Origin of the sequence: Actinocrinis sp. (genome assembly GCF_035938995.1) — a bacterium.
Lineage (GTDB): Bacteria > Actinomycetota > Actinomycetes > Streptomycetales > Catenulisporaceae > DASZGI01.
The window spans coordinates 1-10,583 of sequence record NZ_DASZGI010000154.1; the positions used below are offsets into that span (position 1 = coordinate 1).

Genomic DNA, 10,583 nt, shown 5'->3' on the forward strand with positions numbered 1-10,583 from the left:
GACCTCGAGAATCACTGCGACCTTGACAAGCACTGCGACCTCGACAAGCGGGCGGGAACCGGAGATCTCCGCGGCGCGCGCGGAATCGGACGCCATGTCAGGGGATGCGGCGATCCGGCGCGCTGCGGCGCTGTGTCACAAGATCTCGGCGCTCGCCTCCGGGCTGGCGGCCGGATTCCCCGCCTCGGGCCGCCGTTCGCCGCTCGGCCGGGCGCTGCGCCGACTGGACCAGGCGGCGCGGGACGCTGTCCGCGCGGCGGTGTGACCGGTCCTCGAGGTGAACAACGCGGGCGACGGCCTGCTCGTGGCCGGCCACGGGCGTTAAAGCGACCGGTCGTCTTAGATGTGACGCGGTGTGACCGGCCCTCGAGGTGAGCAACGCGGGTGACGGCCTGCTCGTGGTCGGCTGCGTGAGTTAAAGCGACCGGTCGTCTTGAATGTGACGCGGTGTGACCGGTCCTCGAGGTGAGCAACGGGGGCGACGGCCTTCTCGTGGTCGGCCGAGGGCGTTAAAGCGACCGGTCGTCTTAAATGTGACGCGGCGTGACGGATCGTCGAGGTCGACCAGACCGGCGGCGGAAATCCGCGAGAACGGCGAGCCGACGCGTCATACGATCGGGGGGACGGCGAAAGGCGACTGAGGAGGCGGACCCATGGCGGAACAGAGCGGGCGCTATCCGCTGCCGCCCGGTTCGGCCTGGGGCGAGGTCGACACGCCGATCGGCCCGCTCGCCCTGGTGGTCACCCCGCGGGGACTCGTCCGGCTGAACTTCGGGTCGCTGCGCCGCTTCGCGCGCGACTTCGACCCGGTCGAGCCGCCCGCCGATCTTGCCGGCCACCCGCTCGGCGCACAGGTGAGCCGTGAGCTCGCCGAGTACTTCGCCGGGGAACGCCAGGCGTTTGACATCGCCGTCGACTGGTCGCTCACCGCAGGGGCGCAGCGCACCATCTTGGAAACCCTCCACCTGAAAGTGCCTTATGGCAGTACGGTGGGTTACGGGGATTTGGCGCTGATGTCAGGACGCACACTCTCCGCGTCACGGCTGGTGGGGACCGTGATGGGGAGCAATCCGGTGGCGATCGTGGTGCCCTGCCACCGGGTGATCGCCGCGGACGGCGGGATCGGCGGCTTCGGCGGCGGGCTGGAGACCAAACGCAGACTGCTGACACTCGAGGGGTCGCTGCCGCCGACCCTGTTCGACGTCTGACGCCCGCGTGCTCGAATTCTCATACTGAATACGGATTCTGCCTCATCTGTCCCCGGTGCCGCGTGCACGTTCGGTGACCCTTTAAGCGCGGTTGGCACACTCATGCCAGTTTTGCCCACGCACCGCGAGCGGCTGAACCCGTGCTGTTAGCTTTCCGAGCACTGTAAGCGGAGCACCGCGTTCCGCGGGGACCTTACGCGGAGGGACCGGAATGTTCATCCGATACACCGACCGGCTCACGAGGCCGGCGGCCGGGGCCATCCGGTCGCAGACGATCCGGCACTACGGCGACGCCGAGACGGCCCGGCCGCTGTCCTGCCTCCCCGACGCGGAATGGGCCCTGCTCGCGGCCTGCGCGAACGCCGACTGGGACATCACGGCCGACGCCAGCATCCCGCAGCTGATCGCCGAGCAGGTGTGCCTGGCCCCCGACGAGATCGCCGTGATCGTCGACGGCGAGGAGATGTCATACGCGCAGCTCTGGGCACGGGCCGGCGCTGTCGCCGGCGGTCTGCGCGTCGCGGGCGTGCGCCTCGGTCACCTGGTGGGCCTGTGCTGCGAGCGCTCCACCGAACTGGTGATCGGGATGCTCGGCATCCTGCGCTCGGGCGCCGCGTACGTCCCGCTGGATCCCGCCTACTCGGCCGAGCGGCTCACCTTCATGCGCAAGGACATCGGCCTGCGCGTGATCGTCGCGCAGGTGGGCGTCTCCCTGCCCGACGGCGCCTACCGCACCATCGTGGTGGACCCGGAACCGGCGCAGCTGGGCGAACCGGACACCTACGGCCTGCTCGAGGACGATCCCTGGGCCGCGGGGCCCGACGACCTGGCCTACCTGAGCTATCCCGCGGGGCCGGGCAGCGCCGCTCCCACGGTGATGGCCTCGCACCGCAACGTGCTGAGCCTGCTCGCGGGGACGCGCCGCTTCGGCTAAGGGCGCGGCTCCGCCCGCTTCGAACGTCCGCCCACGGTGGCTCCTATGGCCGCCGTGGGCGGTCCGCGTGCGGCGGCTCGGCGGGCGCCGTCAGATCAGGCCGCGCCGGACCGCCTGCACGCCGACCTGGAACCGGCTGGTGGCCCCGAGGTGGTCCATCAGGGCCGCCACGCGCCGGGCGAAGGTGCGCCGGCTCATGTGCAGCTGCGCGGCCGCGTGGTCGTCGGTGACGCCGTTGCTGAGCACCTGCAGGATTTCCCGCTGCTCCGCGTTGATCTGTCCGGGCGGCTCGGGCGCCTGCGCCTGGCCCGCCGCGGCGGCCCACGCCAGGTCGAACGCGACGGCCAGTGAACGCGCGGCCACCACATGCGGCTGTGGCAGCAGGCGTCCGGCCATCGGGTGGCGCGGGTCCGGGTGCGGCATGTAGAGCACCGAGCGGTCGCGCACGATCACCGGGTACGGCAGTGCGAACGTGGTCGGTGCGGCGGTGCCCAGCCGGGCGAGCGCGGGGAACGGCGCGGGCTCCCCGGCGCGGGCCGGCCCGTGCAGCACCCGCACCGTCAGACCCTTGCGGATCATCCGGGTGAACAGGCTCGGCGGCACCATCCGCTCGAACAGCCACGGCTCGGGCACCAGCGCGATCAGCTCGTCCCGGGTCAGCTCCTCCAACTCGGCGCCCAGCAGGGCCGCGGCGCTGCGCGCGGTGCTCGGCGCAGCGGCCTGCTGGGCCGGCGCCGGGCCGACCAGCGGCCGGCGCAGCGGGATCGGGCCCCGGACGTGACGGCGCAGCGGCGGGGAGACGATTTCGGCGGTCATCAGCTCCATCCGAGGGTGTTGGTGGTGGGGCCCGAAGCCGTGGTCACGGTGGCGACCGCGGGGGCGGCGGCAGCAGCGAGGGGCAGCACGGCTATCGCACCGGTCGAGGCGACGGCGGCGGCGGCCACGGCGGCACGCGCGACGCGGGGGAGACGCTTCATGGGTATGCCTCATTCACAGGGGGAGAACGCTGGCCGATAAGTGCCAAAACGCGGGGAGTTCCAAGGCTTCATCGCCTGGTTGGCTAATATCTCGTGGCAGGATTTTGCCGGACTCGGTACGCGGTGTCAGCGGTCCTGGCTGTCATGACCCTGCCCTGGCAGCAAGCTGCTCGTGACCGAATCACACCCCGAGAAGGATCTTCTCGGCGCCGGGCACGACGCCCGCGCCGCAGTACTCCATGGACCAACCCTCCAGCTCAGGGCAGGTGTCCAGGGCGCGCTGGCACAGCTCGGCCGCGGCGCTTTCCGCGGCGCGCAGGTCCGGGTGGCACAGGAAGAAGGCCAGCCGCGCCTCCTCGTCCCCGGTTTCGGCGTAGACGTGCTCGAGGTGATCCGCGGGATTCGCGATATCGGTCAGAATGCGGTGCAGGTGGTTCGCGCTAATGCCGGAGCTGCCGCCGGAGAGCCGGGAATTGATGAGATACATAACCCTGATGTTCCAATCTCGTGGGAGTGTGGGCCAGGAATTCGGTGTGGCAGAATCTTGCGGTGCAGGGACCTGCACCGCTTGAATTGGAGCAACCGTTGTCTGGGGGCTTGCCATGCTGGAAGCGCTGGGCGTCAGTCTGGACGCCGAGAAGGTGTACCGGTCCATGCTGGAAGAGCCGCGCGTCGGGGTGACCGACATCGCGGTGCGCCACGAGTGGCCGGCCGTTCGGGTCCGCGACGCCCTGGACGAGCTCGCCAAGCTCTCCCTGCTGCGTCCCTCCTGGGAGGATCCGGGCGCGCTGCGGCTGGTCAGCCCGGAGGTGGGCCTGTCCTCGCTGCTCGCGCAGCAGGAGGCCGACCTGCTCGAGCGCCAGCGTCAGATCGCGCACAGCCGCGCGGCGGTGGCGGCCGTGGTCGCGGACTACGCGGACCTACGGCCCTCGCGCCAGCACGCCGAGATCGAGCAGCTCGTCGGCGTCGACGCGGTGCGGGCCTGGATCGAGGAGGCCGCGCACGCGGGCCTGGGCGAGGTCATGTCCTTCGCGCCCGGCGGGGCACAGCCGGCGGAGCAGATGGAGGCGAGCAAGCCGCTCGACCAGGAGGCGCTGGAACGCGGTACCGCCATGCGCACGATCTACCTCGACAGCGTGCGCAACGACCCGGCGACGAACGCGTACATGCACTGGCTGGTGGAGCAGGGCGGCGAGGTGCGCACCGCGGCCACCCTCCCGCTGCGCATGACCATCTTCGACCGGAAGATGGCGCTGATCCCGGTCAACCCCGAGCACAGCGAGATCGGCGCGGTCGTGCAGCGCGGCCCCGGCATGGTCGCCGCCCTCTGCGCGCTGTTCGAGCAGACGTGGCTGTCGGCCAACCCGGTGGGCACGGACCGCCGGCCGGACGACGACGGGCTCAACAGCCAGGAGCGCGCGATCATCACGCTGCTGGCGCAGGGCCACACCGACGAGGTCATCGCGCGCAAGCTCGGCGTCTCGGTCCGCACCAGCCGCCGCATCACCGCGGAGCTGACCGCGCGGCTCGGCGCGCGCAGCCGGTTCCAGGCCGGGGCGCGCGCGGTCGAGCGCGGGTGGATCAAGGACGTCTGAGCCCGCACGCGGGAAGGCGCGTGGGAATCTTCTTCGGCGCCGTGGTTCGCTAGGACACCTGAGCGGCACAACGCGGGAGCATACAGCTCCGGATAAGATCCACTGCCGCTGTTACACGCCTGTGTGCGGTTCCCTACGTGGCTGTTGCAGTTGTCAGCGCTTCAAGGGCGTCGGCGCTGTGCTTTGGGACATCGCGCCCCGCATTGGGCGCGTCGCCGGTCTTATCCCGCGCATCCGCCTTAGTCCGAGATGACGCGTTGCAGCAGACCGTAAACGAATTCCGCGCGTGCCTGTACCGGCTGCCCGTCCGGCGCCGGAGCGGTGAACAGCAGCTCGCGTCGGCTCGGCGCCGAGCCCTCGCGCAGGCGGGCGGGACGGAAGGCCGTGGCCACATCGCCGACCACGCACGACCACGGCGCGAGATCCGAGAGGTCGGCGAGTTTCGGCACCCCCGCCGCCGGATCGCGGGTCAGCCCGAAGTCCATCACGAAGCCGTCGAGACCGGCGATCGCCTCAAGCAGAAGGTCCGGCCACAGCGGCAGCGCCCATCGCGCGATGCGGAAGCGGATCTCGGTGCTCCCGGCGGCGCGCTCGGTTTCGGACAACGGGGCGCCTAGGATGCCGCGCAGCGCCGACAGGGTGAGGCGGAAGGTCCGGGACCGGTTCATCCGCTGCCAGTGCGCGTTCGCCTCGCGCATGTCCGCGACGGTCACGCCGAGCGCGGCCCGGGCCTGTTCGACCAAGTCGGGGTGGAAGTCGGCCATCCGGCGCAGCAGCACAAGCTGGAACTCGGTGATCCCGAACGCGGTCGGCGGCATCGCCCCAGCATAGGTGCCGCGTCGGTCGGGACGCGGCGGGGTTAGACCACTCCGCTGTGCGCGGTGCCGCGCGGGTGGCAGCGTGGGGCGATCAGCCCTCACCCGGTGCGGGCGGGGTCAGACGACTCGGCCGGTGCGCCGAGGTCGGCCGCCGGGGGTGCGCACGGCCCGGGCGGCGAGCGCCGCTCCCGCTGTGAGGGCCGCTTCCAGTGGCGCAGCGCCGAGCCAGGCCACGAGGAATCCCGCGGCGAACGCGTCGCCAGCGCCGGTTGTGTCGAGATACGGAGCGTCGAGTCCCGCGGCGTCGGGCTCTGCGGAGCTGACGACCGGAGACTCTCTACCGGCTTCCGTGTCTGCAGTGACGTGAGCGAACGCGCCGTCAGATCGTTGCGCCAGAGCGCCGGCCGCGCCGAGCTTGACCACGGCTGTTCCGACATGCGCGGCCAGGATGCGCGCGGCCGCGTGCGGCGGGTCGGCGACTCCCGCGAGCAGCAGCGCCTCCTGCCGGTTCGCGAACAGCAGGTCCGCGCCGGCGATCCAGTCCAGGAAGCGGCGCGGGCCGACCGAGGCGAGCGGACCTGCCGACGCGGCGTCCACCGACACGGTCATCCCCGAGCCGCGCGCCAGCTCCAGCGCGGCAAGTCCGGCTGCCCGGGACTGAGGCTTGAGCAGCGTGTAGCCCGACAGGTGCAGATGCGCGCCTGCGCGGAAAACCTCGCGTGGCAGGTGCGCGGCGCGCAGCGAGGCGTTCGCGCCCGCGTCGGGAATCATCGTGCGCTCGCCGTCCGGATCCACCAGGACCATCACGACACCCGTGGCCAGATCCGGATCCGCGGTGAAGCGGACGTCGACGCCCGCCTTGCGCAGGTCGGCCTCGATCGACCGCCCCGCGGCGTCGGAGCCGACCCGGCCGATCAGCGTTGCCCGCGCCCCGGCCTCGACGAGCCAGCCGGCGGTGTTCGCGGCCGCGCCGCCGCCGTGCGCCGTGATCCGCGCCGGGCTGTCGCTGCCGTGCATCAGCGGACCCTCGAGCCGGGCGAGCATGTCGACCATGACGTCGCCGAGCAGCACCACGTCCGGGCTGGAAGTCGCGTGCCCGGCATCCTCGCCAAGACGACCGGTCGTATTCCCGGTTGGGCCGGATGTCGCGGGCCCGGCGTCATCGCTAAGATGACCGGTCGACTTGGCGTCTGGGCTCGACGTCACGCGAGCTCAGGAGCCGTCGCCGGACAGCGCGGCGGCGATCCGCGCGGCCAGCTTCGCATTGCGCAGCACGAGCCGGATGTTGGCGCGCATGCTCTCGCCGCCTGTGTTGCGGTGGAAGTACTCCAGCAGGAACGGGGTGACGGCTTTTCCCGAGATGCCCTTCGCCTCCAGCTCCGCCAGCGCGCCGCGCAGCACCCGCTCGTGCAGCCGCGCGTCGAGCTGCTGGTCCGGCGGCAGCGGGTTCGCCACGACGATGCCCTGCCCGCCCAGCGCCAGCGCGTCGCGGGCCCGGATCACGTCGGCCACCTCCCGCGGCGTGTCGGCCCGCCAGTCCAGCCGGTGCCCGGAATTGCTGATGTAGAAGGCCGGGAAGGTGTCCGAGCGGTACCCGACCACCGGGACGTTCAGGCTCTCCAGCCGCTCAAGCGTCGCGCCGATGTCCAGGATCGACTTGACTCCGGAGCAGACCACCGCGATGCGGGTGCGGGCCAGCGCCACCAGGTCCGCCGACTCGTCGAAGCTCTCCCGCGCGCCGCGGTGCACTCCGCCCAGGCCGCCGGTCGCGAACAGGCGGATCCCGCAGCGGGCGGCCAGGAACGCGGTCGCCGCGACCGTCGTCGCCGCGCTGCCGCCGCGGGCCACCACGAAGCCCAGGTCGCGCACGCTCGCCTTGACCACGTCGTCCCGCTCGGCGATCGCGGCCAGCGCGGCCCCGTCCAGGCCGATCCGGGCGACCCCGTCCACGACCGCGATCGTCGCCGGAACCGCCCCGCCGGCGCGCACGGCGTCCTCGATGCGGTGCGCGACCTCGAGATTGTCGGGCCGGGGTAGCCCGTGGCTGATGATCGTCGACTCGAGCGCGACCACCGCCGCGCCGCGTTCGAGCGCCTCCGCGACCTCCTCGGCGACGCGGACGGCGGGAGCGGCGGTCCCGGATGCGGGTTGCGCGTCGATGTCGACCATGGGTGAGGCATTCCCGCTGATCGCGCTCCGGGAACCTGAGAGCCGGGCGCGCGGCGGCATACACTCGCGGTCTGTGAGGACAACGGGGCAGGCCGCGCCCGGTGCATGGCCACGCGACGAGGCCGAAGCGCTCAAGGTGCAGGACGAGCTGCGCACGCTCGTCTCGCATGAATCCGTCGGCGCTCTCGGCGGCGCCCGACGCGTCGCGGGACTCGACGTCGCATACGCGAAAGACGAGAGCGTCGTCGCCGGCGCGATCGCGGTCATCGACCCGGTGACCGGCGAAGTGGCCGAGACGTCCACGGCGACGCGCCCGGTCGAGTTCCCGTACATCCCGGGGCTTCTGGCGTTCCGGGAGGTCCCGGCGCTGCTCGACGCGCTGGACCGGCTGACCGCCCCGCCTGACGTGCTCGTCTGCGACGGCTACGGGATCGCACATCCCCGGCGTTTCGGGCTGGCCTGCCACCTCGGCGTGCTGACCGGCCTGCCGTCGTTCGGCGTCGCGAAGACCGCGTTCGTCGGCGTTTTCGACGAACCCGGACCACGCCGCGGGGACTGGTCCCCGCTGCTCGACGGCAGTGAGGAAGTCGGCTGGGAGGAAGTCGGCCGGGTGCTGCGGACCCAGGCGGGGGTCAAGCCGGTGTTCGTCTCGACCGGCCACCGCGTCGGCCTCGACGAGACGATCGAGCTGACGCTGCGGCTGGCGACGAGCTACCGCCTGCCCGAGACGACGCGGCAGGCCGATCGTCTCTCGCGCAGCGCCCTCGCCGTGGCGAAAGCGTGAAGAGCCGGCACCGCCCCCCGTGGGCCGGTGCCGGCTCTGTCAAGCCGCCGAGCTCAGCTGACCGCGTTCTCGTCCCGCGCGGTCTTCGGCACCAGGAACGAGACGATCCAGGTGACGGCGAGCGCCACCGCCGCGGCCAGGTACACCCGCTCGGCCGCCGCGAACATCCCGTGCCCACCCGCGGTGTCGAAGAAGACCGTGCCGAGCGCCGCGACGCCGATCGACCCGCCGAGCTGGTTGGTCGAGTTGATCACCCCGGAGGCCGAGCCGACCTCGTGGTCCTCGACCGCGGCGAGCAGGATCCCAAAGTAGGGCGCGAACACCAGGCCCATGCCCAGGCCGCTGAGCATCATCGCCGGACCTATCGTCCAGGTGCTCAGATGGGCGCCGTAGTGATGCACCGTCAGGGCGCAGAACACCAGACCCGCCGCCATCACCAGCAGCCCGACCTGAAGCACCGCACGAGGCGACTTCTTGACGAACGCGCCACCCGCACCGAGCGCCAGGAGCGTGCCGACCGACCACCACAGCCCGGTGAGCCCCGCGTGCAGCGGGCTGAAGTGCAGCGCACCCTGCAGCAGCAGCGTGCCGATCAGGAACACGCCGCTGGCCGCCCCGAAGAACAGCGTGATGGTCAGCAGGCCGCCGGTGAACGCGCGCTTGCGCAGCAGGCCCGGCTCGATCAGCGGGTCGCGCCCGGACCGGCGCCGCGCCCCCTGGTACACCGCGAACAGCGCGAACATCGGCACGGAGGCGCCCATCATCGCGAACGACCAGACCGGCCAGCCATACTCGCGGCCCTGTACCAGCGGGAAGACCAGCAGCAGCACACCGACGCTCGCCAGCAGCACGCCGACCGGGTCGAGCCGCGGCTTGTCCGCGCTGGCCGCCTCATCGGCGGGCAGCACCCGCAGCGCCCCGAACAGGGCGACCACTCCGAGCGGCACGTTGATCAGGAAGATCGCCCGCCAGCCTACGTTGTCGATCAGCAGTCCGGCGACCACCGGGCCCATCATCGCGGACAGCCCCATGCACGGGCCGAAGATCGCGAACGCCTTCCCGATCTCCTGCGGCCGGAACGCTCCGCGGATCAGACCCACGCCCTGCGGCACCATCACCGCCGCGAACGCGCCCTGGATCACCCGGGTGCCGATCAGCATTCCCGCGTTCGCCGCGAGACTGCACGCCACCGACGCAACGACGAAGCCGACCAAGCCGGTCAGGAACATCCGGCGGCGGCCGAACACGTCGCCGAGCCGCCCGCCGGTGATCAGCGTCACCGAGAAGCAGAGGGTGTACCCGGCGATGATCCACTGGAGCGCCGAGGTGGACGCGCCCAGGCTGGCCCGGATCGACGGGCCGGCGACATTGGTGATCGTCGAGTCGAGCAGGTCCATCACCGACGCGCCGATCACGGTGAACAGCACCAGCCAGGACCGGCGGGACGGTTTCGCTACCTCGGTCTCCGGCGGGGCGAGCACTGCCGGCACCGACGCGGCCCTCTCGTTCTCAAGAGCGATGCTCATCGTGGGTTCCTCCCTGAGGATCGGGTTCTTCGTCGTCTGCTGTGAGACCTAAGTTAAAAGGGATTGCGGACAGGTTCGGTCCTCAAGGAGACTCCGATTCTTCGGCTTCGGCACCCGATCCATCTGTCGTGGACCTCTGCCGGGAATGGGAACCTGGTGGCATACGCTCACGCAGGACGTGGGAAAGCAGAGACGAGGTCGTGGCCGGATGAGCAGAAGCGCGGGTTCGGACGAGGCGGGCCACTGGCGTGACCTGCTGGCCAGCGAGCGGGACGCAGCGGAGCTGTACACCCGGCTGGCGGACGCCGAGACCGGCGAGCGGCGCGCGATCTTCGAGGAGCTGGCTGGCGTCGAGCGCAGACACGCCGCGCACTGGGAGTCCAAGCTGCGCGACGCCGGACAGGCGGTGCCGGACCCCGGACGACCCAGCTTGCGCACCCGGCTGCTCGGCTTCGCGGCGCACCGGTTCTCCGCGCGCACCGTGCTGCCGATGGTCGAGCGGGCCGAGCGCGCCGACGCCGGGGTCTACGACGCCGACCCGGACGCCGCGCCCGGCATGGCCGCGGACGAGC

12 protein-coding genes and 1 pseudogene are annotated in these 10,583 nt (G+C 71.6%); 6 read left to right on the forward strand and 7 right to left on the reverse strand.

Translation table 11 applies throughout. From position 1 onward, the window contains the following. The first annotated feature begins 94 nt into the window (after positions 1–94). The 3 genes from VGZ32_RS10975 (at position 95) to VGZ32_RS10985 (ending at position 2,142) form a co-directional block, all read left to right on the forward strand. Positions 95–265, forward strand: a complete 171-nt coding sequence (locus tag VGZ32_RS10975) for a hypothetical protein (protein ID WP_326885828.1) — start codon at positions 95–97, stop codon at positions 263–265. A 388-nt stretch (positions 266–653) separates the two neighbouring features. After that, the gene (locus VGZ32_RS10980) at positions 654–1,208 is read left to right on the forward strand and encodes a methylated-DNA--[protein]-cysteine S-methyltransferase (protein ID WP_326885829.1); all 555 of its coding nucleotides are present in this window, start codon (positions 654–656) and stop codon (positions 1,206–1,208) included. 211 nt (positions 1,209–1,419) lie between these two features. Further along, positions 1,420–2,142: an AMP-binding protein gene (locus VGZ32_RS10985; RefSeq protein ID WP_326885830.1), complete on the forward strand. Its 723-nt coding sequence runs from the start codon at positions 1,420–1,422 to the stop codon at positions 2,140–2,142. Between the two features lie 90 nt (positions 2,143–2,232). Here VGZ32_RS10985 and VGZ32_RS10990 read toward each other — a convergent pair whose 3' ends face one another. The 3 genes from VGZ32_RS10990 to VGZ32_RS11000 form a co-directional block, all read right to left on the reverse strand. Continuing rightward, the gene (locus VGZ32_RS10990) at positions 2,233–2,958 is read right to left on the reverse strand and encodes a hypothetical protein (RefSeq protein WP_326885831.1); all 726 of its coding nucleotides are present in this window, start codon (positions 2,956–2,958) and stop codon (positions 2,233–2,235) included. Beyond that, positions 2,958–3,119, reverse strand: coding sequence for a hypothetical protein (locus VGZ32_RS10995; RefSeq protein ID WP_326885832.1), 162 nt, complete (start codon positions 3,117–3,119; stop codon positions 2,958–2,960). Before VGZ32_RS10995 ends, VGZ32_RS10990 begins: the two co-directional genes overlap by 1 nt. A 181-nt stretch (positions 3,120–3,300) precedes the next feature. Next, positions 3,301–3,606 carry a hypothetical protein gene (locus VGZ32_RS11000; protein ID WP_326885833.1) on the reverse strand — a complete coding sequence of 102 codons (306 nt, stop codon included), beginning with the start codon at positions 3,604–3,606 and terminating at the stop codon, positions 3,301–3,303. Positions 3,607–3,721: 115 nt separating this feature from the next. On the opposite strand from VGZ32_RS11000, the gene VGZ32_RS11005 reads away from it, so the two are divergent. Then, complete coding sequence (locus tag VGZ32_RS11005; protein WP_326885834.1) at positions 3,722–4,714, forward strand: helix-turn-helix transcriptional regulator; 993 nt, start codon at positions 3,722–3,724, stop codon at positions 4,712–4,714. 239 nt (positions 4,715–4,953) lie between these two features. Here the strand turns inward: VGZ32_RS11005 and VGZ32_RS11010 are convergent, their stop codons facing one another. The 3 genes from VGZ32_RS11010 to VGZ32_RS11020 form a co-directional block, all read right to left on the reverse strand. Continuing rightward, positions 4,954–5,532, reverse strand: coding sequence for a hypothetical protein (locus tag VGZ32_RS11010; protein ID WP_326885835.1), 579 nt, complete (start codon positions 5,530–5,532; stop codon positions 4,954–4,956). A gap of 117 nt (positions 5,533–5,649) precedes the next feature. Further along, the gene (locus VGZ32_RS11015) at positions 5,650–6,738 is read right to left on the reverse strand and encodes a carbohydrate kinase family protein (protein WP_326885836.1); all 1,089 of its coding nucleotides are present in this window, start codon (positions 6,736–6,738) and stop codon (positions 5,650–5,652) included. Positions 6,739–6,744: 6 nt separating this feature from the next. Next, a complete protein-coding gene (locus VGZ32_RS11020) occupies positions 6,745–7,701 on the reverse strand; it encodes a pseudouridine-5'-phosphate glycosidase (RefSeq protein WP_326885837.1) in 957 nt (318 codons plus the stop codon). Between the two features lie 73 nt (positions 7,702–7,774). On the opposite strand from VGZ32_RS11020, the gene VGZ32_RS11025 reads away from it, so the two are divergent. Continuing rightward, on the forward strand, positions 7,775–8,485 hold the full coding sequence (locus tag VGZ32_RS11025) for an endonuclease V (RefSeq protein WP_326885838.1): 711 nt from the start codon (positions 7,775–7,777) through the stop codon (positions 8,483–8,485). 53 nt (positions 8,486–8,538) lie between these two features. On the opposite strand, the gene VGZ32_RS11030 is transcribed toward VGZ32_RS11025, so the two are convergent. Next, on the reverse strand, positions 8,539–10,011 hold the full coding sequence (locus VGZ32_RS11030) for an MFS transporter (protein ID WP_326885839.1): 1,473 nt from the start codon (positions 10,009–10,011) through the stop codon (positions 8,539–8,541). 208 nt (positions 10,012–10,219) lie between these two features. Here VGZ32_RS11030 and VGZ32_RS11035 point away from each other — a divergent pair. Further along, positions 10,220–10,583 (forward strand): annotated as a pseudogene (locus VGZ32_RS11035) (hypothetical protein); the annotation flags it as partial.

What these genes read in the sequence shown, in the direction of transcription:
- VGZ32_RS10975 (WP_326885828.1), top strand. Translation starts at nt 95, where the DNA reads ATGTCAGGGGATGCGGCGATCCGGCGCGCTGCGGCGCTGTGTCACAAG.
- VGZ32_RS10980 (WP_326885829.1), top strand. Translation starts at nt 654, where the DNA reads ATGGCGGAACAGAGCGGGCGCTATCCGCTGCCGCCCGGTTCGGCCTGG.
- VGZ32_RS10985 (WP_326885830.1), top strand. Translation starts at nt 1,420, where the DNA reads ATGTTCATCCGATACACCGACCGGCTCACGAGGCCGGCGGCCGGGGCC.
- VGZ32_RS10990 (WP_326885831.1), bottom strand. Translation starts at nt 2,958, where the DNA reads ATGACCGCCGAAATCGTCTCCCCGCCGCTGCGCCGTCACGTCCGGGGC.
- VGZ32_RS10995 (WP_326885832.1), bottom strand. Translation starts at nt 3,119, where the DNA reads ATGAAGCGTCTCCCCCGCGTCGCGCGTGCCGCCGTGGCCGCCGCCGCC.
- VGZ32_RS11000 (WP_326885833.1), bottom strand. Translation starts at nt 3,606, where the DNA reads ATGTATCTCATCAATTCCCGGCTCTCCGGCGGCAGCTCCGGCATTAGC.
- VGZ32_RS11005 (WP_326885834.1), top strand. Translation starts at nt 3,722, where the DNA reads ATGCTGGAAGCGCTGGGCGTCAGTCTGGACGCCGAGAAGGTGTACCGG.
- VGZ32_RS11010 (WP_326885835.1), bottom strand. Translation starts at nt 5,532, where the DNA reads ATGCCGCCGACCGCGTTCGGGATCACCGAGTTCCAGCTTGTGCTGCTG.
- VGZ32_RS11020 (WP_326885837.1), bottom strand. Translation starts at nt 7,701, where the DNA reads ATGGTCGACATCGACGCGCAACCCGCATCCGGGACCGCCGCTCCCGCC.
- VGZ32_RS11030 (WP_326885839.1), bottom strand. Translation starts at nt 10,011, where the DNA reads ATGAGCATCGCTCTTGAGAACGAGAGGGCCGCGTCGGTGCCGGCAGTG.